The 26,643-nt window shown below is 66.7% G+C and carries 26 protein-coding genes; 8 read left to right on the forward strand and 18 right to left on the reverse strand.

What is annotated here, in order from left to right; translation table 11 throughout:
* Window positions 1–247: 247 nt before the first annotated feature.
* From SP5_RS14970 to wecB, 4 genes are all read right to left on the reverse strand, one after another.
* On the reverse strand, window positions 248–487 hold the full coding sequence (locus SP5_RS14970; RefSeq protein ID WP_042490327.1) for a hypothetical protein: 240 nt from the start codon (window positions 485–487) through the stop codon (window positions 248–250).
* Between the two features lie 194 nt (window positions 488–681).
* On the reverse strand, window positions 682–1,386 hold the full coding sequence (locus SP5_RS14975; protein WP_245613512.1) for a metallophosphoesterase family protein: 705 nt from the start codon (window positions 1,384–1,386) through the stop codon (window positions 682–684).
* A gap of 126 nt (window positions 1,387–1,512) precedes the next feature.
* Window positions 1,513–2,775 (reverse strand): UDP-N-acetyl-D-mannosamine dehydrogenase, encoded by a 1,263-nt coding sequence (wecC, locus tag SP5_RS14980; protein WP_042490285.1) that lies wholly within the window; start codon window positions 2,773–2,775, stop codon window positions 1,513–1,515.
* Window positions 2,759–3,901 (reverse strand): non-hydrolyzing UDP-N-acetylglucosamine 2-epimerase, encoded by a 1,143-nt coding sequence (gene wecB, locus SP5_RS14985; RefSeq protein ID WP_042490287.1) that lies wholly within the window; start codon window positions 3,899–3,901, stop codon window positions 2,759–2,761. The genes wecC and wecB overlap by 17 nt, the downstream gene beginning before the upstream one ends.
* A 111-nt stretch (window positions 3,902–4,012) precedes the next feature.
* Between wecB and galU the strand changes: the two genes are divergently transcribed.
* The gene (galU, locus tag SP5_RS14990; RefSeq protein WP_042490289.1) at window positions 4,013–4,873 is read left to right on the forward strand and encodes a UTP--glucose-1-phosphate uridylyltransferase GalU; all 861 of its coding nucleotides are present in this window, start codon (window positions 4,013–4,015) and stop codon (window positions 4,871–4,873) included.
* Window positions 4,874–4,965: 92 nt separating this feature from the next.
* Here galU and SP5_RS14995 read toward each other — a convergent pair whose 3' ends face one another.
* From SP5_RS14995 to SP5_RS15030, 8 genes are read right to left on the reverse strand one after another with little or no spacing between them, the layout of a single operon-like run.
* On the reverse strand, window positions 4,966–5,322 hold the full coding sequence (locus SP5_RS14995; RefSeq protein WP_042490290.1) for a hypothetical protein: 357 nt from the start codon (window positions 5,320–5,322) through the stop codon (window positions 4,966–4,968).
* Window positions 5,319–6,086, reverse strand: a complete 768-nt coding sequence (locus SP5_RS15000) for a HesA/MoeB/ThiF family protein (RefSeq protein WP_042490329.1) — start codon at window positions 6,084–6,086, stop codon at window positions 5,319–5,321. The genes SP5_RS14995 and SP5_RS15000 overlap by 4 nt, the downstream gene beginning before the upstream one ends.
* Window positions 6,083–6,511, reverse strand: coding sequence for a hypothetical protein (locus SP5_RS15005; RefSeq protein ID WP_052811577.1), 429 nt, complete (start codon window positions 6,509–6,511; stop codon window positions 6,083–6,085). Before SP5_RS15005 ends, SP5_RS15000 begins: the two co-directional genes overlap by 4 nt.
* Window positions 6,508–6,957: a dUTP diphosphatase gene (gene dut / locus SP5_RS15010; protein ID WP_042490292.1), complete on the reverse strand. Its 450-nt coding sequence runs from the start codon at window positions 6,955–6,957 to the stop codon at window positions 6,508–6,510. The genes SP5_RS15005 and dut overlap by 4 nt, the downstream gene beginning before the upstream one ends.
* The gene (gene coaBC / locus SP5_RS15015) at window positions 6,954–8,141 is read right to left on the reverse strand and encodes a bifunctional phosphopantothenoylcysteine decarboxylase/phosphopantothenate--cysteine ligase CoaBC (RefSeq protein ID WP_042490294.1); all 1,188 of its coding nucleotides are present in this window, start codon (window positions 8,139–8,141) and stop codon (window positions 6,954–6,956) included. The genes dut and coaBC overlap by 4 nt, the downstream gene beginning before the upstream one ends.
* Entirely contained in the window at window positions 8,138–9,244 is a 1,107-nt protein-coding gene (locus SP5_RS15020; protein ID WP_052811578.1) for a hypothetical protein, read from the reverse strand. Before SP5_RS15020 ends, coaBC begins: the two co-directional genes overlap by 4 nt.
* Window positions 9,245–9,259: 15 nt before the next feature.
* A complete protein-coding gene (gene ubiB / locus SP5_RS15025) occupies window positions 9,260–10,795 on the reverse strand; it encodes a 2-polyprenylphenol 6-hydroxylase (protein WP_042490297.1) in 1,536 nt (511 codons plus the stop codon).
* A 28-nt stretch (window positions 10,796–10,823) separates the two neighbouring features.
* Window positions 10,824–11,555, reverse strand: a complete 732-nt coding sequence (locus SP5_RS15030) for a class I SAM-dependent methyltransferase (RefSeq protein WP_042490299.1) — start codon at window positions 11,553–11,555, stop codon at window positions 10,824–10,826.
* Between the two features lie 78 nt (window positions 11,556–11,633).
* On the opposite strand from SP5_RS15030, the gene mutM reads away from it, so the two are divergent.
* The 3 genes from mutM (at window position 11,634) to dnaA (ending at window position 14,804) form a co-directional block, all read left to right on the forward strand.
* Window positions 11,634–12,449: a bifunctional DNA-formamidopyrimidine glycosylase/DNA-(apurinic or apyrimidinic site) lyase gene (gene mutM / locus SP5_RS15035; RefSeq protein WP_042490302.1), complete on the forward strand. Its 816-nt coding sequence runs from the start codon at window positions 11,634–11,636 to the stop codon at window positions 12,447–12,449.
* Between the two features lie 88 nt (window positions 12,450–12,537).
* Window positions 12,538–12,801 (forward strand): 30S ribosomal protein S20, encoded by a 264-nt coding sequence (gene rpsT / locus SP5_RS15040; RefSeq protein ID WP_042490304.1) that lies wholly within the window; start codon window positions 12,538–12,540, stop codon window positions 12,799–12,801.
* Between the two features lie 476 nt (window positions 12,802–13,277).
* Window positions 13,278–14,804 carry a chromosomal replication initiator protein DnaA gene (gene dnaA, locus SP5_RS15045; RefSeq protein ID WP_042490305.1) on the forward strand — a complete coding sequence of 509 codons (1,527 nt, stop codon included), beginning with the start codon at window positions 13,278–13,280 and terminating at the stop codon, window positions 14,802–14,804.
* Between the two features lie 424 nt (window positions 14,805–15,228).
* On the opposite strand, the gene trpS is transcribed toward dnaA, so the two are convergent.
* From trpS to secB, 3 genes are read right to left on the reverse strand one after another with little or no spacing between them, the layout of a single operon-like run.
* Window positions 15,229–16,236, reverse strand: a complete 1,008-nt coding sequence (trpS, locus tag SP5_RS15050; protein WP_042490307.1) for a tryptophan--tRNA ligase — start codon at window positions 16,234–16,236, stop codon at window positions 15,229–15,231.
* Window positions 16,237–16,244: 8 nt separating this feature from the next.
* Entirely contained in the window at window positions 16,245–17,822 is a 1,578-nt protein-coding gene (gene murJ, locus SP5_RS15055) for a murein biosynthesis integral membrane protein MurJ (RefSeq protein WP_042490309.1), read from the reverse strand.
* A gap of 13 nt (window positions 17,823–17,835) precedes the next feature.
* Complete coding sequence (gene secB, locus SP5_RS15060; RefSeq protein ID WP_042490310.1) at window positions 17,836–18,342, reverse strand: protein-export chaperone SecB; 507 nt, start codon at window positions 18,340–18,342, stop codon at window positions 17,836–17,838.
* Window positions 18,343–18,528: 186 nt separating this feature from the next.
* On the opposite strand from secB, the gene SP5_RS15065 reads away from it, so the two are divergent.
* Genes SP5_RS15065 through SP5_RS15075 form a run of 3 tightly spaced genes read left to right on the forward strand, consistent with a single transcriptional unit; the run spans window position 18,529 to window position 21,120 of the window.
* Window positions 18,529–19,182 carry a Tim44/TimA family putative adaptor protein gene (locus SP5_RS15065; RefSeq protein WP_157013758.1) on the forward strand — a complete coding sequence of 218 codons (654 nt, stop codon included), beginning with the start codon at window positions 18,529–18,531 and terminating at the stop codon, window positions 19,180–19,182.
* A 26-nt stretch (window positions 19,183–19,208) separates the two neighbouring features.
* Window positions 19,209–20,567: a murein transglycosylase A gene (gene mltA, locus SP5_RS15070; RefSeq protein WP_084220717.1), complete on the forward strand. Its 1,359-nt coding sequence runs from the start codon at window positions 19,209–19,211 to the stop codon at window positions 20,565–20,567.
* Window positions 20,568–20,592: 25 nt separating this feature from the next.
* Window positions 20,593–21,120, forward strand: coding sequence for a Smr/MutS family protein (locus SP5_RS15075; RefSeq protein WP_042490312.1), 528 nt, complete (start codon window positions 20,593–20,595; stop codon window positions 21,118–21,120).
* Here SP5_RS15075 and dapE read toward each other — a convergent pair.
* A complete protein-coding gene (gene dapE, locus SP5_RS15080; protein ID WP_042490338.1) occupies window positions 21,098–22,213 on the reverse strand; it encodes a succinyl-diaminopimelate desuccinylase in 1,116 nt (371 codons plus the stop codon). The two genes, SP5_RS15075 and dapE, sit on opposite strands and share 23 nt — an antisense overlap.
* Window positions 22,214–22,324: 111 nt before the next feature.
* On the opposite strand from dapE, the gene SP5_RS19315 reads away from it, so the two are divergent.
* Entirely contained in the window at window positions 22,325–22,495 is a 171-nt protein-coding gene (locus SP5_RS19315) for a hypothetical protein (protein ID WP_157013759.1), read from the forward strand.
* A 92-nt stretch (window positions 22,496–22,587) separates the two neighbouring features.
* Here the strand turns inward: SP5_RS19315 and SP5_RS15085 are convergent, their stop codons facing one another.
* On the reverse strand, window positions 22,588–23,250 hold the full coding sequence (locus SP5_RS15085) for a glutathione S-transferase family protein (protein WP_042490314.1): 663 nt from the start codon (window positions 23,248–23,250) through the stop codon (window positions 22,588–22,590).
* Between the two features lie 100 nt (window positions 23,251–23,350).
* On the reverse strand, window positions 23,351–26,404 hold the full coding sequence (locus SP5_RS15090; protein ID WP_042490316.1) for a TonB-dependent receptor plug domain-containing protein: 3,054 nt from the start codon (window positions 26,402–26,404) through the stop codon (window positions 23,351–23,353).
* Between the last annotated feature and the right edge of the window lie 239 nt (window positions 26,405–26,643).

Genomic DNA, 26,643 nt, shown 5'->3' on the forward strand with positions numbered 1-26,643 from the left:
TTCCCTGAAGGGGAGGGGTAAGCAGAGTTGATCGTTTTCGACTCTAGCCCATGGGCAAAGCCATCCAGCGTTGAATGCATACGCCAAGGCCGATCGCCGGTCAGAGAGAGCTTTGATCGTCGCTACAGCCCGATCATCGCCACCGAGGGCTTATCTTCCTGATAGGGCGAACGAACACCATCTTCGCCAGACAAAAAAATAGCGGCCCGAAGGCCGCTATTCCTTTCAGCCGTAAGGCTGAAGCAACTTAGTTGCTGTCGGCCGAATCGTCCGAGTCGGCGACCACAACGATGCCGGCAACGACGGCAGCAGCCGCCAGGACGGCAACGAGGATGCCACCGCCGGCCAGGCCGTTCTTCTTGGCGGCCGGAGCCGACGCGCGGACCGACTTCGAAACCGAAAGGCTGGCAGCCGGGTTCGCAGCCATTGCCGGAGCAACGGTCATCGAAACGGCGGCAGCAGCGACGAGAAACTTCCCAAGACGCATGTCTAACTCCCTTAATAATGTCAGTAGGGCCATGGCACGCACGCCGTCCCAAGGCAACCCCACCAACGAGTATGGGACAGTTATGCTCCCACACTGATGCGGCAATGCAACATTACTTTACCGCTTTGCAGTCATACGTTGCTTTGCCGTCCAACGGAATGCCCCGACAAACGTTTCGCCTCGGTAAAGAGACGTCAGGTGGAAAAAATCTGCTGCACTTGGTCCTCAAGCATAAGGGCGGTCAGCCGGTCGCTGTGATAGGCCCCGGTATCGATTCCGATGCGGTGCGGCAGAATTTCGGCCTCTTGCGCGACCGTGTGGCCGTGTACGACCATCTTCTCCAGGGGGGCGCGGTGATCCAGGAAGGGGTCGCGAATCCAGCGTGTTTCCGCCAGCTTCTGCTCGGCGATCGGGATGCCGGGGCGGACGCCCGCATGGACGAAGGCATAGTCCCCCAGGACCATGATTTCCTTGAGGTTGGACAGGAATAACCGGTGCTCGTGCGGCACGATGGCCTTCAGCCGTTCGGCGACCTCGGCATAGTCGAGCCGCTCATAATCCTCGCTCGAGACGCCGTAGCTGAGCATCGTCTCGCGCCCGCCGATTCGGCAGAACAGACGCAACGCCTTGTCGTCGCCGTCGATGGCGCGCAGGAAAATCTCCTCGTGATTGCCCATCAGGCAATGGACATGGCGATCGTCCGCGCTGAGCTGGCGGATGCGCTCGACCACGCCAGCCGAATCGGGGCCGCGATCGACGAGATCGCCCAGGAAGATGATGTGGCGTTCGGCGGGCGGCCGGGCCGCATGATCCGCCTCGATCCGGGTCAGGATGGCGTCGAGCAGGTCCAGCCGACCATGGATATCGCCAACGGCATAGACCCGCAGACCGGGGACCATGGCGGGTACGAAATCAGGAACGCGCTTTCGTAGATTCAACAGCTTGGCAAGCATGGATGGTCTGATATCCGCTAAGGGCGGTTGTGCTTAGTCCCGACCGTGCCCCCGTGCAATGCGACATGGGCGTCAGCTTTGGTCGGGCCAGAGCCCGCGCGTGTCCAGGACGGTCTTGCCCCGACGCTCGTCGAGCGGCACCGATCGGAAGATGTCGTGATCCACCAGAACGATCATCGCCTCGCAAGTTTCCAGTGCGGTGTCGATATCGGTCAGCTGCGCACCCGTGCCGTCGAACGCGCGGGGCAGGGTGGTGGCATAGGGCTCGACGATATGGACGCGTTCGCCGAACCGGGCGGCGAGCGCGGTGGCGACCTTCAGCGCGGGGCTTTCGCGGAAGTCGTCGATATTGGCCTTGAAGGCGAGGCCGAGACAGGCGACCGGCCCATCCTGAGCCTCGATCATCGCGGCGGCGCGCGCGATGACATGGTCAGTCTTGCCGTCATTCACCTCGCGTGCGGTGCGGATCAGCGGCGTGTTGGCGGGGTCGGCGGCGACCAGGAACCAGGGATCGACGGCGATGCAGTGGCCGCCGACGCCGGGGCCGGGTGACAGGATGTTGACGCGCGGGTGGCGGTTGGCGAGCCGGATCACCTCCCACACATCGACGCCCAGCGTATCGGCCACCAGGCTTAGCTCGTTGGCAAAGGCGATGTTGACGTCGCGAAACGCGTTCTCGGTCAGCTTGGTCATCTCTGCCGCGCGCGCGGTGGTGGTGACGCAGGCGCCGCGCACGAAGCGCCGGTAAAAGGCCAGCGCCTTGCGGGCACAGCGCGGCGTGATGCCGCCGATGACCCGGTCATTGTCGATCAGCTCGACCAGGATACGGCCGGGCAAAACGCGCTCGGGGCAATAGGCGATGGCGAGATCGGCCTGCTCGCCGGGGCGGGTGGCGCCCGGCAGCTTCAGGTCGGGCCGTTCGCGCGCGATCAGGTCGCGGACCTGCTCGGTCGTGCCGACGGGCGACGTCGACTCCAGGATCACCGTGTCGCCGGTCTTCAGCACCGGCGCGATCGCGCGCGCGGCGTCGAGCACATAGGTGATGTCCGGCTGGCGGTCGTCGGTAAAGGGGGTCGGCACCGCGATGACGAAGATATCGGCCGGGGCGACGGTCAGCGAGGCCTTCAGGTTGCCGCGCGCGACCACGCCCGATACCAGGCCGTCCAGATCGACCTCCTCGATATGGACGCGGCCCGAATTGATCGTCTCGACGACCGACGGGGTGACGTCGACGCCGGTCACCATCGCGCCGGTCCGCGCGATGATCGCGGCAGTGGGCAGGCCGATATAGCCCAGCCCCATCACCGTGACCAAGAGTTCAGAGTCCAAGGGCATGGGTCATGATCCTGTTGATCCGCTCGGCGGTATCGCCTGCACCGAACGGATTGTGCGCACGCGCCATGGCGGCATAACGGTCTGTGTCGTCGAGCAACGCAAAGACTTCCTGAGCGATCCGGTCCTCGTCGGTGCCGATCAGCCGGGCCGTGCCCGCCGCCACGCCTTCGGGGCGTTCGGTCGTCTCGCGCATGACGAGCACCGGCTTGCCGAGCGCGGGCGCTTCCTCCTGCACGCCGCCCGAGTCGGTCAGCACGATATGCGCGGCGTCCAGCGCGCGGACGAAGTGCGGATAGTCGAGCGGTGCGATTCGCGCGATGGCGGGATGATCGCCCAGCACCGAATCCATCACCGCCACGACATTGGGATTGGGGTGTACGGGGAAGAGGATGCCGACATCCTCCCGCTCCGCGATCCGGCGCAGCGCACGGGCGATCGCGGTCATGCCGTCGCCGAAATTCTCGCGCCGGTGGGTCGTGACCAGCAGGATCCGCTTGCCCTCCAACCGCGCCAGCACGGGATCCAGGCCTGCCGCCAGCGCCGGATCGGCGGCGATCCGCGCCCGGGTCCAGTGGAGCGCGTCGATCACGCTGTTGCCGGTCACATGGACCCGCGCCGGATCGATCCCCTCGGCGCGCAGGGCGGCCGCCGCTGTTTCGGTCGGCGCAAAGTGCAAGGCCGCGATGGGGGCGATCATGCGCCGGTTCACCTCTTCGGGCCATGGCTGATAGATATCGCCCGAGCGCAGGCCCGCCTCGACATGGGCGACCGGGACCTTGCGGTAATAGGCGGCCAGCGCCCCGGCCATGGCAGTGGCGGTATCGCCCTGGACGACGACCATGGCGGGACGCTCGCTATCCATCACCTCGCCCAGTCCGGTCAGCAGCCGCGCGGTCAGCCGGTCGAGCGACTGGCCCGGTTCCATCAGGTCCAGATCATGATCGGGCGTCAGGCCGGCGATGCTGAGCACCTGATCCAGCATCCCGCGATGCTGGGCGGTCACGCAGACCCGGACCGGCACCGCATTCGATGCGCGCAACGCCGTGATGATGGGAAACAGCTTTATCGCCTCCGGCCGTGTGCCGAAGACGATCAGGATAGGAGCGGGGAGTGGCGGACGCGTCATCGGGGCGGTGTAACCTGTCGATTTTTAAGGACACCCTAATCGTATTCCGACGCTCAAGGCTATGTTGCGCCGAACGATCCGGCTAGAGGCGGACCGATTGAGGGAGGTTTCATGACGATCAAGAAGGTTCGCAAGGCTGTTTTCCCGGTTGCGGGACTGGGGACGCGTTTTCTGCCCGCGACCAAATCGATGCCGAAGGAAATGCTGACCGTCGTTGACAAACCGTTGATCCAGTACGCCGTCGAGGAAGCACTGGAAGCGGGGATCGAGCAGATCATCTTCGTCACCGGCCGCGGCAAGGGTGCGCTGGAGGATCATTTCGACATCTCCTATGAACTCGAAGCCACGATGAAGGCGCGCGGCAAGTCGCTCGCCGTGATCGAGGGCATCCGCCAGAAGCCGGGTTCGCCCGTCTATGTCCGCCAGCAGGAGCCGCTGGGCCTAGGCCATGCGGTGTGGTGCGCGCGAGAGATCGTCGGTGACGAGCCCTTCGCGGTGCTGCTGCCCGACGAACTGATGGTCGGCGGCTTCATGAAGCAGATGGTCGAGGCCTATGACCAGGTCGGCGGCAACGTCATCGGCGCGCTGGAAGTGCCCGACAGCGAGACCGACAAATACGGCATCATCTCGCCCGGCAAGCAGGACGGCCGCCTGACCGAAGTCACCGCGCTGGTCGAAAAGCCCAAGGGCAAGGCGCCGTCGAACCTGATGATCCCCGGCCGCTATATCCTCCAGCCCGAGGTCATGCAGATCCTCGACGCGCAGGAACCGGGTGCGGGTGGTGAGATCCAGCTGACCGACGCGATGGCCAAGCTGATCGGCAACCAGCCCTTCCATGGCTTCACCTTCGACGGGCAGCGTTACGACTGCGGCGACAAGGCAGGCTGGCTGACGGCCAACCTGGCGCTGGGTCTGGCGCGCGAGGATATCGGTCCGGCGGTGCGTGAGTTTGCCAAGAACCTGCTCGGCTGATTGGGTTTCAGCGTTGTTGAAGAGGGGCGGGGCCGAGAGGCCGCCGCCCCTTTTTCATTCTTCCCCAAGCTCTGCTTGGGGAGGAATGGCGCTTACCGCCCCCGCTTCTCCGCCCGCCGCGCGAGCCAGCCGAAAGTCAGCAGGATCAGCGTCGGGCACAGCATCGTGTTCCATATGTCGAACCAACTGGCGGGCAGATTGCCCTCGTCGGTGGCGTAGAAGGGCTGGAGCAGGTCATAGGCTTCGTTGATCGTCTCGATCACCAGCACGGTCAGCCAGCAGCGCCAGTCCCAAGGCTTGCGCCGCATGACCAGCGCCGAGAGGGTCAGGATCGCCATGCCCGCATAGGCGTGCAGCGTGCTGTCGGGCAGGCCGGTGACCTGCCCGATCCAGCCCTTGTCACCCGTCCAGTCGAGCCAGCCCGACGGCGGCGTCGGCCGCGCGCTCATGCCGCCACCGCGACCGTGCGGGCACAACGACAGCCGGGATCCTTGGGCAGGGCGAGCGTGCGGAAGCGCATGGTCAGCATGTCGGCGATCAGAATGCTTCCTGCACTGTCCCGCCCGAACGGCGCGGCGGCGCGCAGAGCCTCCAGCGCGGCCAGGCTGCCCATCACCCCCGTCACCGGCCCCAACACGCCGTCATCGGCGCAGGTCAGCCCGGCCTGGTCGGCCGCCTCGCCGACGAAGCAGCGATAACAGGGCTTGTCCGCTTCCCAGCCGCGATAGACCGCCAATTGCCCCTCGAACTGCCCGACAGCCGCCGAGACGAGGGGGATGCGCAAGCCCAGCGCCGCATCGGCCACCGCCAGCCGGGTCGCGAAATTGTCGCAGCCGTCCAGCACCACGTCGGCGCCCTCGATCAGCGCGGCGGCATTGTCCGGCGTCACGCGCGCCCGGTGGACCGTCACGGCGACATGCGGGTTCAGCCGCGCGACATGGGCGGCGGCGGCTTCGACCTTGGGCGTGCCGCGATCCTGGGTCGTGAAGATGGTCTGGCGTTGCAGGTTGGACGGCTCGACCACATCGTCGTCGATCAGCACCAGCGATCCGATGCCCGCCGCCGCCAGATACTGGATGGCGGGCGAGCCGATCCCGCCCGCGCCGATCACCGTAACCCTGGCCTGTTTCAGTTTCAGCTGCCCGCCGCCGCCAAATTCACGGAGCACGATGTGGCGGGCATAACGGGCCAGTTCGTCGTCGTTCAGGATCATCCCGGCCATGTATAGGTGATGACCGTCCGATACCAGCGACCGCCCGGGATCATGGTACGGTGCGCCAGATGGCGGACCATGCGCTGGGCCGCGCCCGCGCTGAACTGTTCGACCGTGGGGCAGCCGATGGCGAGCGGCACCACGCTGTCGGCATGGCCGTCCGCGCTGATCCGGATCGCGAGCGGCACGACCAGCACCGTCTGTGCGTCGTCCTGTCGGGCGCGCGTGCAACGCCCCGCCGTCACTTCGTCGCGCACGAAGCGGACCAGATCGGGTCCGGCGGGCGGCAGGGTCAGCATGCCCAGCGTCGACCAGTCATGCGGCGGCTCGACCGGGCCGGGCGCGGTCGGCGGGAGTACCGGTGTCAGCGGCGGCGTCGGAGCGATCGCCTGGGTCGCGGCGGCGAGGAGCAGCGCCGCGATCACCGCCCGGTCGATCCGAAGCCGCCATCACCCCGCTCGGTCGAGTCGAGTTCGTCGACTTCGGTCAGTGTGGCGCGCTGGACGGGGGCGGGGACAAGCTGGGCGATGCGTTCGCCGCGCACCACCTGAAACGGCTCGTCGCCCAGATTGGCGAGGATCACCTTCACTTCGCCGCGATAATCCTCGTCGATCGTGCCGGGCGTATTGAGGCAGGTGATGCCGTTCTTCAGCGCCAGGCCCGAGCGCGGGCGCACCTGCACCTCGTAACCCGGCGGGATCGCGATGGCGAAGCCGGTGGCGACAGCGGCGCGTTTGCCCGGCTCCAGCGTCAGCGTCTCTGCGGCGACAACGTCCATGCCAGCCGCGCCGGGCGTGGCATAGGCGGGCAGGGGAAGCCCCTCGCCATGGGGCAAATATTTGATGGCAATGGAGATTGGTGCAGTCGTCATGACCGCGCTTGTAGCGCATCGGCGATACGTTGCGCGAGTCTCGTGGCAACCTCGTCCTTGCTCATCCGCTCCCAGCTTTCGACACCTTGGGCGGTGACGATGTGGACCCGGTTAGCCTCGCCGCCGAACACATCGCCCGATACGTCGTTCGCCACGATCCAGTCGGCGCGCTTGCGCAGGCGCTTGGCGACGGCATGATCGATGACATGCTCGGTCTCGGCCGCGAAACCGACGACCAGCGCGGGTCGGTTGGGCGAAGCGGCGAGAGTGGCGAGGATGTCGGGATTCTCGACCAGCGTCAGCGCAGGCGCCGCGCCGCCATCCTTCTTCACCTTCTGCCCGGCCGCCTCGACCCGCCAGTCGGCGACGGCGGCAACCATCACGGCGGCATCGGCGGGCAGTGCCTTGGCGACCGCCTGCGCCATGTCGCGCGCCGTCTCGACATTCACGCGGGTAACGCCCGCCGGAGTCGGCAAAGTCACCGGCCCAGCGATCAGCGTCACCCGCGCGCCCAGCGCCGCCAAGGCGCCCGCGACCGCAAAGCCCTGTCGTCCCGAGGAGCGGTTGGCGATGTAGCGGACGGGATCGATCGGCTCGTGGGTCGGTCCCGCCGTCACCAGCACATGTCGCCCCGCGAGCGGACGGTGAACAGGCGTCAGCTTCGCCTCGATCGCCGCCAGGATCGCGGGTGGCTCAGGCAGGCGGCCGGGGCCGAACTCGCCACACGCCATCGCGCCTTCGTCGGGGGCCATCACCTCCACGCCATCGGCGCGCAGCTGCGCCACGTTGCGCTGGGTCGCGGGGTGCAGCCACATGCGGACATTCATCGCGGGCGCGACCAGCACCGGCGTATCGGTGGCGAGCAGCAGTGTCGTCGCAAGATCATCGGCATGGCCGTTCGCCATCCGCGCCATCAGGTCGGCGGTGCCCGGCGCGACGACGACCAGATCGGCTTCGCGGCTGAGCTGGATATGCCCCATCTCCGCCTCGTCCTTCAGGTCCCAGAGCGTGGTGAAGACCTGATTTTCCGACAGGGCGGCCAGCGTCATCGGCGTGACGAAATGGCTGCCCCCCTCGGTCAGGACGCAGCGCACGCTATGCCCGGCCTTGCGCAGCAGGCGGATCAGCTCGCAACTCTTGTAGGCGGCGATCCCGCCCCCGACGATCAACAGGATATGGCTCATCGCACGACTCGCGTCACGGTGATGCGTCGCCGGTCGCGCGCGGCGGCAATCAGTTCGCGAACCGCGTCAGGCGCGAAGACGACGCCGAGGAAGATAAGCGGCGCCACCGCCAGCGCAAAGGCGGGCGCGCCGGTCAGAAGGCCGAACAGTGCATAGGCGGCCAGCGTAATCCCCGTCCGCCGCGCCACCGGCTGTCGCCAATGCGCCCAGCCCAGCGCCGCCAGCACCGCCAGCGGCAGTATGATGACGGCGGGCAGTGCCCCGACCCCGCTGGCCGAGGCGATCGCCGCCAGCCACTCGCCCGGCGACTGGAGCGCGATGGGCGAGGCGATGGCGGGGTCGATCGGACCGACCATCGCATTCAGCCTATGGGCATGGGCGGCATAGAGGATCATCGCGACGGCGGTCGCCCCGATCCACCCCGTCGCCTCGCGCTCCGCCCCCGCACGCCAGGCGAGAAACCCCATCAGCAGCGCATGGAGAAGCGCCAAGGGGCTGAGGATCATCGCGGCCAGCCCCAGCGCGACCGCGGTCGGCATGGCATCGGGCCGCCGCTGCACCAGCGACAGCGCGATCAGCAGAGCGGCCCACACTTCGGGCACCGACACCATCGCCCGGTCGAGCGCCGGATAGAGTCCGGCGACGAGCAGGACGATCGCCAATGCGCGCGGGCCGCGCCCCTCGATCAGCGGCCAGCACCGCCGCGCCCAGCCCGCGATCACCGCCAGGCCCAGCAAGACGAGCAGCAGCTGACCGACCAGCGGCGGCAACAGCGACAGGGTGACGGGCAGCGCGGGCAGGGGCACTGCGAGCAGCACGGGGCGCAGCGGCCGCCCATTTTCGCGCAGGGCGTCGATCGCGGCCGAATAGAAATCCTGCCCGTGCCGCACATGGTCGAGGATCGCGGCCGAAATGGGCGCCAGACGGTCGGCAACCGGATCGGCATCGCCGCCGGTCCAGAGCATCCCCGCGATCAGCCCGACCAGCAGCGCCAGCACCCCGATCGCGACCGGGGGCGTCATGCCCGACAACCGCCCCGGCTGGCTCAGCCAGAGCGGCCGCGAGATGCGGCGCGGGGGAACGGGGGGCGCGCTGCCCGGCATGCCTACCCCAGCATCCTATCGCAGTACGGCGAAGGTGGCCGCGACCCCGGCGGCCGCCGACAGCATCGAGATCAACGCATAACGCCAGCCGCCACCGATCCGCACGACCTCGATCGCTTTCAGAGGCGGGGCAGGCGGCTCGCCACCGGGCGCGGGATAGCGCGCCTCGATCCGGCGGACCAGTTCGGGCAGGCGGGCGAGCGTCTGGACATCCTCGATCAGCCGGTCGGCGATCTTCGCTTCAGGCCCCAGTTCGGTCCTGATCCATTCGCGCACGAACGGCGCGGCTGAGTCCCAAAGGTTGATATCGGGGTCCAGGCTGGTCGCCACGCCCTCGACCATCACCATCGTCTTTTGCAGCAGCAGCAGGTGCGGCTGCGTCACCATGTCGAAGTCGCGGGTGATCGAGAACAGGCCGTCCAGCATCATGCCGATCGACATGTCCTTGACCGGCAGGCCGCGCATCGGTTCACCGACCGCACGCAGCGCGGTCGCGAACTCGGCGACATTATGGTGCGAGGGGACGTAACCCGCCTCGAAATGGATCTCGGCGACGCGCTTGTAGTTGCCGGTGATCAGGCCATAGAGGATCTCGGCCAGCCAGACACGCGCGCGCCGGTCGATCCGGCCCATGATGCCGAAGTCGATCGCAGCGATCTTGTTGCCGGGTAGCGCGAACAGATTGCCCTGGTGCATGTCGGCGTGGAAGAAGCCTTCCGCGATCGCCTGGCGCAGGAAGGCGCGCACCAGGGTCTGCGCCAGATGCGGCAGGTCATAGCCCGCCTCGACCAGCGCCTGCCGGTTGGACAGCTTGATGCCGTCGACCCACTCGACCGTCAGGACCTTGGCGGTGGAACGCTGCCAGTCGATCTGCGGCACCATGAAATCGGGCTCGGCGGTCATCGCCTCGGCCAGTTCGGACGCGCTGGCGGCCTCGCGCCGGAAGTTCAGCTCGCGCAGCGTCCAGCGGCGGAAATTCTCGACCGTCAGGCGCGGGCGCAGGCGCGCGGCCTCGGGGCTCATCCCCTCGACCTGGGCGGCGGCCCATTGATAGGTGTCGATGGCGCGGGTGAAGTCGTCCTCGACACCGGGGCGCAGCACCTTGACCGCAACCGTGCGCCCGTCGGTCGTCACCGCGCGGTGGACCTGCGCGATCGAGGCGGCGCCGACCGGGGTTTCCTCGATCGAGGAAAAGAAGTGCGAGGGCGGACGGCCCATGCTGGCCTCCATCGCGGCGGCGATCGTCGCGAAGGGGACGGGGGGCAACTGGTCCTGAAGGCGGAGCAGGTCGTGCGCGGCCTCGTCGCCGACCAGATCGGGCCGGGTCGCCAGCGTCTGGCCCAGCTTGATCGCCGCCGGGCCGATCGCCTGGAACGCATCGGCATAGGCGGGCTTGGCAGGTACGCGCGCGCCGAAACGGGCGACACGCGCCAGCCGCCGCACGGGCGCGGGCGTGTTGGGATCGCGCTCGATACCCTTCAGCGCGCCATGCCGCGCCAGCGTCCGCCCCCATTTGAGCAGACGCCAGAGATGCACCACCGGCTGGGTCACAGGGCCTGTCCGCCCAGGCGTCCTCGCATCAAATCTTCCAGCCGGAGTGGATGGCGACCAGGCCGCCCATGATCGGCTCGACCTTGGTCTCGACGAAGCCCGCCTCGCGGATCATCCGCTCGAAGGTCGGCATGTCGGGGAAGCGGCGGATCGACTCGATCAGATAGCGGTAGCTGTCGGCATCGCCCGCCAGCATCTGGCCCAGCTTGGGCACCAGCTTGTGCGAATAGGCGTCATAGACTTCCGAGAAGCCCGGCCACACCGTGGTCGAGAATTCCAGGCAGAAGAACCGGCCGCCGCGCCGCAGGACCCGGTGCGCTTCCTTCAGTGCCGCCGGAATGTCGGTGACGTTCCGGATGCCGAACGCGATCGTATAGGCGTCGAAGAACTTGTCGGGGAAGGTCAGCGACTCGGCATTGGCCTCGGTCCAGACCAGCTCGTCGAAGCCGCGCTCGGCCGCGCGCTTCATGCCGACTTCCAGCATCGCCGGATTGATATCGGCCACCGTGATGCTGGCACCCGACTCGGCCAGGCGGAAGGCGATGTCGCCGGTGCCGCCCGCCATGTCGAGAATCTGGTCGCTGGCGCGGGGCTTCACCCGGCGCACGAAGCGATCCTTCCACAGCCGGTGCATACCGCCCGACATGGCATCGTTCATCAGGTCATATTTGGCGGCGACATTCGTAAACACGCTGCCGACACGGGCGACCTTTTCGTCGCGGGGCACATCTTCATAGCCGAAGGAGACGGTATCGCTCATGGGGATGCCCTAGCCCGGCCTTGCTGGCGGGGCAAACGCTACCTAGCTGTTTGGTGACGAAAGCCATTCAGAGAGAAAATGCCCGAACTTCCCGAGGTCGAAACCACGGTCTGCGGCCTGACCCCGGTGCTGGCGGACGCGCGGCTGACATTGGTCGATCCGCGCCGCCCCGACCTGCGCCATCCCTTTCCGGCCGATCTGCGCCAGCGGATGACGGGAGCGACCGTCACGTCGCTCGGCCGCCGTGCGAAATACGGCCTGATCGACACCGATCGCGGCGACACCATGGTCTTCCATCTTGGCATGTCGGGACGCTGGCGGATCGATCCGGGCGAGCCGCAGACGCATGACCACCTGCTACTGGAGACGGCGGCGGGGCGGCGGCTGGCGCTGAACGACCCCCGGCGATTCGGTTTCGTCGACCTGTGGTCGACCGCCGATCTGGCGCACTATCCGCCCTTCCTGACGATGGGGCCGGAGCCGTTGGGGCCGGACTTCACCGCCGACTATCTGGCCAAGGCGCTGGAGGGGCGGGCGGCACCGATCAAGGCGATGCTGCTCGACCAGCGGATCGTGGCGGGGCTCGGCAATATCTATGTGTGCGAGGCGCTGCACATGGCGGGAATCACGCCGGGCCGCGCGGGCGGGCAGATCTCGAAGGCGCGACTCGCGCGGCTGGTCGAATCGATCCGCGCCGTTCTGGAGGCCGCGATCCTGGCGGGCGGTTCGTCGCTTCGCGATTATGTGCGGCCCGACGGCGAACTGGGCTATTTTTCCAAGGAATGGCGCGTCTATGGTCGCGAGGGTGAGCATTGCGAATGCGGCGCCATCGTCCGGCGGCGAACCGATTCGGGGCGCTCGACTTTCTGGTGTGCGACCTGCCAGCGCGGTTGACGCGAAGTCCGCCAGCCGGTAAGGGCGGCGGCTTCAAAGCTGGTGCGTCGCGCCGCTTTTCCCTTTTGATCGAGATTTAGAGGTTTTCATGGCGAACACGCCGCAGGCCAAAAAGCGTATCCGTCGCAACGAGCGTCGCGCCGTCATCAACGGCAACCGCGTCAGCCGCATCCGCACCTTCGTGAAGAAGGTCGAAGCTGCCCTGGCCGCTGGTGACAAGGAAACCGCGACGGTCGCTCTGGCCGCGGCGCAGCCGGAAATGGCCCGTGGCGTCGCCAAGGGCGTGCTGCACAAGAACACTGTCTCGCGCAAGTTCTCGCGCCTGACCAAGCGTATCGCCGCACTGGCCTAAGCCTCTCGGTTTCGCGACGAATGAAACCCGCCGGGGGCGGTCCCCCGGCGGGTTTTTTCGTGCGTCCGTCATCCATTCTTAACGCTTCGCGCAACGTGATCCGCGGGAACAATCCCGCGTTTCGCGCAACGCCAGCTTTGCCCGCGATTCGAGAGATTCGAGTTGCGGAGCGATGACGCGCGCCTTGGCAAATATTCAGCAAAATCAGCGGGTTACGAGATAGTTGGACGGGTTTCTGCGGGCTTTTGGCTGTCAATCCCGTTTATTTCAGATTTATGGCCGGACATGGTCTTGATCCGACCCCGTCATCGCTCATAATCGGTTTCCCAGCGGCGGTGCTTCGTGCCCCGCGTCATGGACATTGCGAAGTGACAGACCGGGTCGAATCCGTTTGATTCGCCGATGGGCTACGTGTCGCCAAGTGGAATAGGGGCTCGACCGCCCATCATGGGGGTCGGCAGAAGTGGAGTGCGCGGGTGACGAACTGGCAGGCAACGCGACCGACGACGGACCAGGCACGTGCCTGGGCGCGCGTCCGCGCGAACCTGCGCGAATCGGCAGGAGCCCGGCTGTTCGATCAGTGGCTGAAGCCGATGGAACTGATCGAGGGCGACGAGCCCGATACGGTCCGTCTGGCGCTCCCCTCGGCCTTTGCGACCAACTGGGTGCGCAGCCACTATGCCGACCGACTCCATCTGGAATTCAGGGCGGTGCTGCCCGAAATTCGCTCGGTCGTCCTCGAAACCCGTGCCCCCAGCAAGGTCGCGCGCCTGACCAGTGTCGAGACCCTTGATGCCACGCCCGCCCCGCGAGCCGTGACCGCAGCGCCGGTGCCGCCGGTCGAGGTCGACGAGCAGCCCTCGCTGTTCGGTGCGCCAGCGCCAGCACCGACCCCTGCGCCGCGTCAGACGCGTGCCAGGGCGGCGGCTCCTGCGCCGGTGGCCGCCGCGCCGGCCCCCGCGCTGCGTGTTCCCGCTGATCGGCCGCCGCTCGATCCGCGCCTGACCTTCGATCGATTCGTGGTCGATTCGTCGAACCGTGTCGCGTTCAACGCCGCGCTGTCGCTCGCCGAGCCAGGCCCGCCGCGGTTCAGCCCGCTGTTCCTTCATGGTGGCACGGGGCAGGGCAAGACGCATCTGATGCACGCCATCGCCCATGCCTTTCTCGAATCGCATCCCGAAGCGGTCGTGCTGTGCATGTCGGCCGAGCGTTTCATGTTCGATTTCGTCGCGGCGATGCGCGCCCGCGACACGCACAGCTTCAAGTCGCGGCTGCGCTCGGCCGATCTGCTGCTGATCGACGACCTTCAATTCATCGCGGGCAAGGATTCGACCCAGGAAGAATTCTTCCACACGGTCAACGAACTGGTCGGCGCAGGCAAGCGGCTGGTCATTTCGGCGGATCGTTCGCCCCAGTCGCTGGACGGCGTCGAGCCGCGCATCATCGGCCGTCTGGGCGCTGGCCTGGTCGCCGATATCAAGGCACCCGACCTGACGCTGCGCCGGACGATCCTGAACCGCAAGGTCGCCGATCTCCCCGAGATCCAGGTGCCGACCGATGTGCTGGACCTGCTCGCCTCGCGGATTCGCGGCAATATCCGCGAGCTGGAGGGCGCGCTGAACCGCGTCGTCGCCTATGCGCAGCTGACCGGCGACAAGATCGACATGGAATTCGCCGTCGCCACGCTGGGCGAGGTGTTGCGCGGCGCGCAGCGGCGGATCACCATCGACGAAATCCAGAAGCTGGTCAGCCGCCATTTCGAGCTGAAGCCGCTCGATCTGGTCTCGGCCCGCCGCGCCCGCGCGATCGCCCGCCCGCGCCAGATCGCCATGTACCTCGCCAAGCGCCTGACCACCCGCTCGCTGCCCGAGATCGGGCGCAAGTTCGGCGGGCGCGATCACTCGACGGTGATCTATGCGGTGCGCAAGATCGAGGAACTGCGCGATACCGACCGCGATATCGACAATGCGGTGCGGGTGCTGATGAAGGAATTGGAGGGGTAAACCCTTCGGGGTGGGGCATGGGCTTCGACTTCGGCGCTATGCGGCGAAGTTTATCCTGAGCGGCTGGCTTGCCAGCCAGCCGAAGGGCTCAGCCTGAACGGCTTTAGGTATTCGACCTGCTCTCCTCTCTCCGTTCAGCCTGAGCGAAGTCGAAGGCCACGGGTCGGCATTGCGAGATAGAGAGCCGTGCCGCCGATCGGCGCGACCCTATGGCCTGCGCGACCTCTCCATCAATCGTGGCGTGAGTTCGGCTCTGTGCGCCAGCGGTGAGCGCAGGGGCGTGGGCTTCGACTTCGCTCAGCCTGAACGGGGTTTTGTATACACCCCAATTCCCTCCCGCCGTTCCGCCTGAGCGAAGTCGAAGGCCATGCGAGTCCCTTCGGAGGTCCCCGTCACCCGAATCGAGTGACGGGGCTGGCGGCCATCAGATTTGCAGGCCCATGGTCCGCTGCACGTCGAGCAGCATCGGTGCGGCCAGATCGCGCGCCTTCTCCGCGCCCCGCTCCAGGATGCGGCCTACTTCGCCGCGATCGTCGAGCAACCGGGTCAGCCGTTCGCGGATCGGACCCAGCGTGGCAACCGCCAGATCGGCCAGCTCCGGCTTGAACGCGCCGAAGCCCTGGCCCGCGAACTGCGTCAGCACATCGGCGGGTGCGCGGTCGGCCAGCGCAGCAAAGATGGTGATCAGGTTGCGCGCCTCGGCACGGCCTTCCAGCCCCTCCATCGTGTCGGGCAGGACGTCAGCATCGGTCTTGGCCTTGCGGAACTTCTCGGCGATCTGGTCATCGCTGTCGATCAGCTTGACCAGCGACATTTCCGATGGGTTGGACTTGGACATCTTCGCCGACCCGTCGCGCAAGGACATGATGCGCGGCGCGGCCTTGCTGATGAACGGTTCGGGGAGGGTGAACAGCTCGCGACCATAGTCGTTGTTGAACTTGGTCGCGATGTCGCGCGCCAGCTCCAGATGCTGCTTCTGGTCCTCGCCCACCGGGACGTGGGTGGCATTGTAGAGCAGCACGTCGGCGGCCATCAGCACCGGATAGTCGTACAGGCCGACGCTGGCGCCCTCGCGGTTCTTGCCCGCCTTGTCCTTGAACTGGGTCATGCGGTTCAGCCAGCCGACGCGCGCGACATTGTTCAGCAGCCAGCCCAGCTCGCTATGCTGCGGCACGCGCGTCTGGTTGAACAGGATCGAGCGTTCGGGATCGATCCCGGCGGCGATCAGCGTCGCGGTCATCTCGATGGTGTTGGCCGCCATCGCCTCGGGCGCGATCCATTCGGTCAGGCCGTGCAGGTCGGCGATGAAGTACATCGTCTCGCCACCCTGGGCCTGGATGTCGTCCTGCATCGCCACCCACTGCTTCACGGCGCCCAGATAATTGCCGAGATGAAGGTTGCCCGTGGGCTTGATGCCGGAAACGACGCGCATGATGGTCCTCAACTGTTGCGGCGAACGAGCCGCTTGATGTCTCCGAGACGGAAGGCGCCCGTCGCGAAGGTGGCGACCGCATAGACCAGCATCCCCGTCGCGACCAGCACGATGAGCGCGCCCCAGCGCTCGAGGTTGGTGCCGGTCACATAGGGCTGGAACCGTTCGTTGAGCAGCGCCATCGCCCCGCCCATCAACAGGGCGGCGACCAGCATCCGCCAGCTGCGCCGCCGCAGCTGCGCATCGGCCACGAAATGCCCGCGCTTGGCCAGCGTGCGATAGAGCAGCACGACATTGACCGTGGAGGCGATGGCGGTGGCCAGCGGCGGCCCCATATGGCCCAGCCACCAGATGAAGATCAGGTTCAGCCCCAGATTGACCAGCATCGACCAGGTCGCATAGCGCACCGGCGTCCGGGTATCAGCGCGCGCATAATAGCCCGGCGTCAGCACCTTCACGAGGATATAGCTGGGCAGCCCGATCGAGAAGGCGGCAAGTGCCTGCGCGGTATAATAGCTGTTGGTGGCGGTGAATTTGCCATGCTCGAACAGCGCGGCGACGATCGGCTGGCCACAGACGATCAGCGCGACGGTGGCGGGCAGGGTGAGCAGCAGCGCCAGCTCCATGCCCCGGTTCTGCGTCTCCATCGCCTCGACCTCCTTGCCCGCGCCCAGCAGACGCGAGACGGTGGGGAGCAAGACGGTGCCGAGGCCGATGCCGATCAACCCGAGTGGCAACTGGTTCAGCCGGTCGGCGGCATAGATATAGGATACCGACCCCTCGGGCAGGAAGCGGGCGGCCAGCGCGGTCGAGATGACGAGGTTGATCTGCACCGCGCCCGCACCGGCGGCGGCGGGCAGGATCAGCTTCATCAAGCGCTTGACGTCATCGTTGATGACCGGCCGCTTCAGCCGAAGCCGCACGCCCGCGCGGCGGCACGCCCACCAGAGCCAGACAAATTGAAGGATGCCCGCGACCGTGACCGCGATCGCCTGGTTCCGAGCGGTCGCCATAGGCTCGTGCGTGTGGAAGAACAGCAGGGCGACGATCAGCGTCAGGTTGAGCAGAATCGGCGCGGCCGCATTCACCCAGAAACGGTGCAGCGAATTGAGGATGCCGCCCAATAGCGACACCAGGCTGATGAACAGCAGATAGGGGAAGGTCAGCCGGTTGAGCAGAACGATATAGTCGAACTGCGCAGGCGTGCCCTTGCCGTAACCGAAGGTCTGGACCCAGGTGACGGGCCAGGCGGCCAGCTCGACGATCGCGGTCATGACGATCAGCACGGGCAGCAAGACCGACAGCGCGTTCTCAGCAAAGGCCAGGCCATGCGCCAGGCCCGAGCCTTCCGCCGCCTTATCCCCTTCCGCCACCTTGCGGTTGAACATCGGGATGAAGGCGGCGGAAAAGGCGCCCTCCGCAAAGAGGGCGCGAAACATGTTGGGGAGGCGAAACGCGATCTGGAACGCGTCGGAGGCGAAGTTCGCGCCGACGAAGCGGAAGAACAGCGAGTCGCGAACCAGACCAAGCACGCGGCTGGCCAGAGTCAGCCCGCCGACCGAGCCGAGCGCCTTGGTCAGGTTCATCTGTCAGTCCGGATCAGGCGTGGCCGGTTTCCGGGGTGTTCGGCTGCGCACCCGCCTGGGCATCGGCCTGCTGCAGATACAGCTGCGCGAAGTCGATCGGTTCGAGCATCAGCGGCGGGAAGCCGCCGTCGCGCACCGCATCGGCCAGCACGCGGCGGGCGAAGGGGAAGAGCAGGCGCGGCGCTTCGCCCAGCATGAAAGGCTGGATCTGGTCGGCGGGCACGTTGCGGAAGCCGAAGAGACCGGCATAGCTGAGATCGACGATGAAGGCGGTCTTGCCCTCGGACTCGGCGCGAACCTCGATCTTCAGGGTCAGCTCATGGACTTCCTCGCCGACCTGCGCCGCCGAGATGTTGAACTGCACGTCGATGCCCGGCGCGGTCTGCGCCTGATAGATGGCGGGCGCGTTCGGGTTCTCGAACGACAGGTCCTTCACATATTGCGAGATCATACCGGCGGCGGGGCCGGCATCGTCGCCGTTCGGCGCTTCAAAGCCCTGCGGCAAACCCTGTTCGTCCATCGTCGAAACCTTTGCGTTAGATCAAGGGAGATAAGGAACCGAAAGGGCGGGTTCGCGCGTTCGGCCATATAGTCGTTGCGCGTAGCAGCGGGTCGGCATGGTTTCAACCTTGCCCGCTTCGTCGGAAGGCCGGGTTTTCATTGTCGGCTCGTACGCCTATATCGGTCACGATAGTGAAAGGCGCCTGTGTTGTTATTCTACGTCGTTCTTCTCGCGATGGTCGCGCTCTTCCTCGCACTGCGGCTGTACAGTGTCCTGGGCAAGCGCACCGGCCATGAGCAGCAGCCGCTGGCGCGCAGTGCCGATGACCGGCCGCTGCCCGTGACGCTGCCCCGCACGACCGAGGCGGCGCAGGCGTCCGCGCCGGTCGCCAACCGCAACATCGATCCGCGCGCCGAACAGGGCCTGCGCGCGGTGATCGCGGGCGAGGCCGGCTTCGACGTGGCGCAGTTCCTGAACGGTGCGCAGGCCGCCTATCGCATGACGCTGGAAGCCTTTTGGAAGGGTGACGAGGACACGCTGGCCGATCTGGTCGAACGCGACGTGCTGGCCGCCTTTGCCGAGGCGATCGAGCAGCGGCGCGAGGCGGGCCATTCGCTCGACAATCGCCTGATCCGGGTCGACAGCGCCAAGATCGTGGATGCACAGGTCGAGGGTCGCGAGGCGCGCATTACGGTCCGCTTCGATGCCGATATCGCCGCCGTGACGCGCGATGCCGATGGCCATGTCATCGCCGGTTCGCTGAGCGATGCGGTCGAGACGCACGATGTCTGGACCTTCGCCCGCACGTTGAAAAGCGGCGATCCGAACTGGAAGCTTGTCGACACCGACGAAGCCTGATCCGGTCTGACGGGGGAAGCTCTGCGATGAGGGGGTATCGCGTCGCGGCCATGGTCGCGCTTTCGGTCAGCCTGTCGGCCTGTGCGGGGCGGATCGTTCCGCCGGGTGCGTCGGCACCCTATCCGTCGCGCGGGGAAGCACAGCCCCAGCCCAGACCGCAACCACGCCCCCGGCCGGGTGGTTCCTCGGTGCAGCCGAGCGGCCCCAGCGTATCGCGCGTGCCCGATGGTCCGGTGCGGATCATCGCGGCGACCCCGCTGCCCGCCACCCCCGTCGTGACCGTTCCCGGGGCAGCGACGGCGGCGCAGGCGGGTGTGCTGGCCGGACCGCCGGTCGCCTCGCTGCCGATCACCGAGCCACAGGCCGAGGCGGCGCGGGCCGCTTTCCTGCTGTCCTGCCCCGGACTGATGCGGCGCACCGATGCCAGCGGCCTGACCCAGGGTGCGGACTGGCAGACCGCCTGCCGGGCCGCTGCCGTCGTGCCGCGCGGGGGTGCCCGTGATTTCTTCGCGCGCTATTTCGAGGCGGTGCAAGTCGGCGACGGCCGCTCGCTGGCGACCGGCTATTACGAGCCCGAAATTGCTGGCTCGCATGATAGGCGTTCGGGTTACGACGTGCCGATCTATGCCCGTCCGCGCGATCTGATCGATGTCGATCTGGGTGCCTTCACCACCGACCTGAAGGGCAAGAAGATACGCGGCAAGGTGCAGGGCACCAACCTCGTCCCCTATGACGACCGGATCGCGATCGAGCAGGGATCGCTGGCGGGACGTGCGCCGGTCCTGGCCTGGGGCGCGGACCCGGTCGAGGTGTTCTTCCTCCAGATCCAGGGTTCGGGTCGGCTGCGGCTGCCCGATGGCGGGATCATGCGGATCGGCTATGATACGCAGAACGGCCGCGACTATACCGGCATCGGCGCACTGATGAAGGCGCGCGGGCTGCTGGGACCGGGCCGGACCTCGATGCAGGGGATCGTCGCCTGGCTGCACGACCACCCGGAAGAGGGCCGCGAGATCATGCGCGAGAATAAGAGCTTCGTCTTCTTCCGCGAGTTGAACGGCGCGCCGCAGGGGGCGATGGGCTATGCGGTGACGGGGCAGGTCAGCGCGGCGGCGGATCCCAAATTCGTGCCGCTGGGCGCGCCCGTCTTCCTGTCGATGGACCGGCAGGACGCGACCGGGCTGTGGGTGGCGCAGGATACCGGCGGCGCGATCAAGGGCGCGAACCGCTTCGACACCTTCTGGGGTGCGGGCGATACGGCGCGGGCGGTGGCGGGTGGCATGTCGGCGCGGGGCACGGCCTTCCTGCTGCTGCCGGTCGGAACGTTGGCGCGAGCCGGGATTGCGGCGCCTGTCGGGACGGTCGGTGCGATCCCTCAACCCTGACGAGGCGCATCTCTGGGCGCGGGTGATGGAAACGGTGCGCCCGTTGCGCGCCGCTATCGTGCCCGCCCGGCCCGCGCCGCCCCCACCGACCATGGAGGCGGTGTTCCAGGAAACGCCCGGCGCGCCCAAGGTGCGGGTGAAGGGTCGTGTGCCGCCGCTTCGCCAGCCCGCCCCGCCACCGGCCGCGCCGAAAAAGGGGCCGGGCGAGACGCTCGACGGCGGCTGGGACAAGCGGCTGTCGCGGGGCAGCGTGATGCCCGACAGTTCGCTCGACCTGCATGGCCACACGCTGGCTTCGGCCCATGCGTTGCTCGACCAGGGACTGGGCCGGGCGATCGCGCGCGGCGACCGGGTGCTGCTGCTGGTGACCGGCAAGCCGCCACGTCCCGAGAGCGAGCGTCCCCATGCACGCGGCGCGATCCGCGCGGCGATCAGCGACTGGCTGGGCGCGTCGCGCCATGCCGATGCGATCGCGGCGATCCGCAACGCCCATCCGCGCCATGGCGGGCAGGGCGCGCTCTATATCGTGTTCAGGCGCCCGCGCGAGCGATGACACCCGCATAGATGCGGGTCAGCGTATGGAGGTCGTCGACCGCCACCGCTTCGTCCACCTTGTGCATCGTCGCGTTGAGCAGTCCGAACTCGACCGTCGGGCACAGTTTCGACAGGAAACGCGCGTCCGAGGTGCCGCCGGTGGTCGATAGCTCCGGCTCGATCCCCGTCTCGGCGCGGATGGCGTCGGCGATCATCGCAGAGAAGGCACCCGGCTGGGTCAGGAACGCCTCGCCCGAGATACGGCCCGTCACCTGCGCGGCGGGGGCATGGGCACGGGCGATGGCGGTGATCCGCTCGACCAGCGCCGCACCGCTCTGTTCGTCGTTGAAGCGGATCGAAAGCCGCGCCTGCGCTGCGCCCGGAATGACGTTGGTTGCGGGGTTGCCGACATGCAGGTCGGTGATCTCGATATTGGACGGCTGGAACCAGGCATTGCCGGTGTCGAGCGTTATCCCCTCGATCTCGGCCAGCATCGCGACCAACGGCGTGATCGGATTTTCGGCGAGGTGGGGATAGGCGACGTGACCCTGCCGCCCCGGCACGGTGATCCAGATATTGACCGAACCGCGCCGCCCGATCTTCATCATGTCGCCCAGCCGCTGCGCCGAGGTCGGTTCTCCGACCAGGCACAGGTCGGGTGTCAGCCCAAGTTCCGCCATCCGGTCGATCAGCGCGCGGGTGCCATAGATGGCCGGGCCTTCCTCGTCGCCGGTGATGATCAGCGACAGGGGAATGGTCGGCTCCACCGGGATCGCGGCGACGAAGGCGGCGACCGCGCCCTTCATGTCCACCGCACCGCGTCCGAAGAGCAGGTCGCCCCGCACCTCGCCGGAAAAGGGCGAACCCTGCCAGCCGTCACCGGCGGGCACCACATCGACATGGCCCGCAAAGGCCAGGTGCGTGCCCGTTCCGCCGCGTGTCGCCAGCAAGTTCTCGACCGGGCCGTCAGGTTCCTCGCCGATGGTGAAGCGATCGACGGCAAAGCCCAGCGGCACCAGCGCGGCCTCCAGCACGTCGAACACGGAGCCACGCGCGGGCGTGACGCTGTCGCTGCGGATCAGGGCCTGGGTAAGGGTGAGGGCGTCGGTCATGCCGCGCGGCATAGGCAGCGTACGCGCGAACGGCAATCATGCGATTGACGACGCTTACGGAGCCGATCCCGCCCGGCATCGTTCCAGCCCCTGCGTAACAGGAGTGATGTGATGAACGATCCCGATCCCAACGGCCACAAGGCCGGAAAGCGACTGCTGCTCTGGCTGCTGATCGCGCTGGGGATCGCGGGGGTGCTGGTCTATACCTTCACGTCGCGCGTGGCCGAACCGGCGGCTGAGCAGCGGGCACCGCTGAACGAGGTTCCGCCTGCGGCGCGGTAAGGGGGCGTGGCCTTCGACTTCGCTCAGGCTGAACGGGTTTCAGTACCGACCTCCGTTCAGCCTGAGCGAAGTCGAAGGCCACGGGAAAACCCTCACCCCACCGGCTGCTCGAACCGCTCGATCACCCATTCCTCTTCCTGCGCGGCGGCGATCCAGTCCTGCATGAAGGGATGGCGAAGCACTGCGTCCATATAGGGCATGGCAAAGCGCGCCACGGGCAGCTGGTAGGTGACGATCCGCGTCACCACCGGCGCGAACATGATGTCCGCCGCGCCGAACTCCCCGAACAGGAAATCGCCGTCGCCGCCGAAGCGTGCCCGCGCCTGCGCCCACAGCTCCATCATCCGCTTCAGATCGACGATCACATCGTCATCGGGCATCCGGGCGGGATAGACCTGGCGGATGTTCATGCTGTGCTTGCGACGCAGCGCCACGAAGCTGGCGTGCATCTCCGCCGCCATCGACCGCGCCATGGCGCGCGCGGCCTCGTCCTCGGGCCAGAAACGGTCGCGTCCGACCTTGTCGGCCAGGAAGTCGATGATCGCCAGACTGTCCCAGACGACCGCCTCGCCATCCCACAGGATCGGCACCTTGCCCGATGACGGCGCAAACTCCGCCCCCTCGCGGCGCTTGTCCCAGTCCGCGTCGTAGAGCGGCACGACCACCTCCTCAAAGGGAAGTCCCGACTGCCGACAGGCAAGCCAGCCGCGCAGGGACCAGGAGGAATAGGCCTTGTTGCCGATGATGAGCTTCATGGACCAAGGGGTAACCGCCCCGCCGGGCCGCCGCAACCGAACAAAAAAAGGCCCGCCCGGGGAACCCGGACGGGCCTTTTTGTTTCCGACGAACGCCGGATCAGAAGCGGGCGGTGGCCGCCACGCGGAAGAAGCGACCGATCAACCCCGAGAAATAGGGCTGGGTGCCGCCTGCCACCGCCGTGGCGGGGAAGGGGGCCGTCGCGTTGAAGACATTGTCGACGATGAAGCGCAGGTTGAACTGGTCGTTCACCTTCACGCCCACCGTGGTGTTGAACACCACCCAGTCGGTCAGGCCGCTGATGTTGCGGGCATTGGGGGCTTCGTCCAGGTTGAACTTCACCTTGCCGGTATACTGACCCTGGAACAGGATGTTGAAGGTGTCGCCTTCATAGGTCAGGTTCGCGGTGCCCGAATGACGCGGATAGCCGATTTCGCCTGCGTCATGGTTGATGTCGCCCACACCCACCTGGGTCTGCAGCTTGTCGCGGTAGAAATAGTTGACCGACAGGCCGACCGTACCGGCGTTCTCCAGTCCGACGCGGCTGAGCGGCAGGCGGTACGCAATGGTCGATTGCAGACCGGCCATCTCATAGGACGCGGCGTTGTAATAGCCCTGGCGGATCGTGGTCAGCTGGCCATCGGCACCGCGCGTGAACAGCCCGCAGAACTGGTTGGGATAGTTGCTCGAATCATAGCACGCATTCAGGATGTCGGTGCCGTCCAGCGAGCGGATGGCATCGTTCAGCTTGATATTGACCCAATCGACCGCGACCGACAGGCCGGGGATGAAGCGCGGCTGAGCGATGGCGCCGACGGTCCAGCTATTGGCCTTTTCGTTGCGCAGATCGGGGTTGCCCGCGACCGTCACCGGAATGGTGAAGTTGCTGAAGTTCGAATCGAACGTCGCAGGATTGATCCCGGCAGCGACGCAATTGGCACGACGGGTCGCGGGGTTGGGGCCATTGCCGACATAGCGTGCGTCGCACGGATCGAGGCCGGAGTTGAACGCCCGCGACGTCGGGTTGAACACCTCGGTGATCGCGGGCGAGCGGATCGAGCGGGTGAAGTTGCCGCGGAAGGTCAGCCCCTGGAAGAAGCCGACACGGCCGCCCGCCGTCCAGGTCACGTCGCCGCCTGACAGCGAGTTGTCGACGTAACGTGCCGCACCGTCGAACTCGAGCGTCTTGAGCCAGCTCAGCTCGTTCTTGCTGGACACGAACGGCACGACGACTTCGCCGAACACCTCGTTGGTGTGAAACTTGCCCCGGATCGGGTCGATCGGGATGATGCGGCCATATTGCACGCGGCTGCCATCCGCCTGCGGTTCGCCATAATAATAGGCACCCGGATCGAATTGCGTCTTTTCCTCGCGATGCTCGTAACCCAGCGACAGCGACACGTCGTTGCCGAACAGCTGGAAGACGGGGCCGTTGATGTTGGCGTTGAACACCAGCTGCTCATTGGCCGAACGCGGCGTGGCGACGGTAAAGATGTAATCGCGCGCCGCCTGGCTGGCCTGGCCGATGCCGAAGATGTTGAGCGGGGCGCAAGCGCCGCCGCCGATCGACGGGATGGTCGCGTTCACTACGCCCGGACGGCAGGTGATGTTGCCCGAAGCGTCGCGCACCGCGTCGATGGCGTTGGCGAAATTCTGCTGGATCAGCTCGAAGTTGCGGCCATTGGTGATCGACTTGCCATAGACGGCCGAAGCCTCCCACTTGAAGTCGCGACCGAGCAGCGGCACCGTGCCGTCGAACCCGCCGACGAAACGATACGTCTCGACGGTGGCTTCGGCGCGGCCGGTGGTCAGGTCGGCCAGCGCACGGCCGACATAGAACTGGTTCTGACCGGCGGGCAGGTTGGCCGCGATGGTCGCGCGGTCGGTGGCCGACAGATACGGGTTGTCGAGGCTGAGCAGCAGGTTGCCGTCCGGCCGCCCGGCATCGTCGAACAGCGCGGTGTTGTAGTTCGGCTGGTCAATCAGGTTCGTGCCCTTGCTGCGGACATACCATGCCTCGCCGAAGAAGCGGATGCGGTCGCTGAACTGATAGCTGGCCTGCGCGCTGGCGATATAGCGTTCGGAGGTGGTCAGCAGGTTCGACTGGAGCGGCAGGTTGTAACCGTTGCCGCCGCTGCTGATATAGCCCTGGCGCATCGGCGTGCCGAGGTCGAGCGGGGTCAGCGTGCCGTTCGCGCCGAACTGCAGCAACTGGCCAGCGGCATTGCGGATGCCCGAGCGGCTGGCGAGGAAGTCGTCTGCGCTGAACGGCACGCCGCCGATGGTGAACGCGCTGTAGCGCTGGTTCGGATAGAGGACCCGCTGGAACGCGCCCGCGGTGGCGGGGGTGCCGAAGAAGTAACCGGCGGCGGTGATGTCGCGGTCGGCGGCGGTCAGGCCGGTGACGCGGTTATACTCGCCCGAAATGGTGATGTTGCCGCGCCCGTCGGCGAAGTTCTTGCCGGCCAGCAGGCTGAGCCGCTGGTCGGGGGCGTCACCCTTTTGCGACACGCCTGCTTGCGCCTGGAGCTGAAGCCCCTCGAAATTGCGCTTCAGGATGATGTTGACGGTGCCCGCGATCGCGTCCGAACCATAGATCGGCGCGCCGCCGATGGCGACAGTCTCGACCCGCTCGACCAGGCTGGTCGGGATGTTGTTCAGGTCGACCTGCGTACCGGCCGATACGGGGCCGAAGATGCTGGCGGTGTTGGACGACACGAAGCGGCGGCCATTGACCAGCACCAGCGTGCGCTGCGTGCCGAGACCGAAAAAGTCGACAAAGGTCTGGGCCGGGCCGAAGGACGACTGTGCGCCGACGCCGCTATTGCCCGGAGGGCCGAAGGCCGGGATTTCGCTCAGCACCTGGCCGACATTGGTATAGCCGCGATTGGCGATCTGCGCCGCGCCGACGACCTGGGTCGGTTGCAGCGTCTCGAACTCGGGACGCGCGATCCGCGAGCCGGTGACGACCACGTCCTGGCCGCTCGCAGCGCTCTGGTCTGCGGGGGCGGTCTGCGCGGTGCTATCCGGCGCGGTGGCGTTTTCGGGTGCCGTCGGAGGCAGGGTCTGGGCCGCGACCGGGGTCGCGAGGAGAGTGAGCAACGCGACGGCGCTGACGTCGCGCAGCGCGCGCGAACGGATATTCCGGGACATGATACGCTTTCCCCAATTTATCTACTTGTATTCATGGGGCTATTCCCGAGCATGTCAGGACGTCAACAAAAGCGTCATGTTTGCTGACATTTATGAAGCGACGCGACTTTTATGCAACAGCGTCGGTTGATGGGCGATAAATCTGTCACATATGCAAACAGGGCGAACGACACAGGCGTGCCTTCGCCGCAACGGGGGTTGCGAGATGCCAGAACCCGCGGAATTTGCGCGGGTTCCTC

Source organism: Sphingomonas parapaucimobilis NBRC 15100 (assembly GCF_000787715.1).
Taxonomy (GTDB): Bacteria; Pseudomonadota; Alphaproteobacteria; order Sphingomonadales; family Sphingomonadaceae; genus Sphingomonas; species Sphingomonas parapaucimobilis.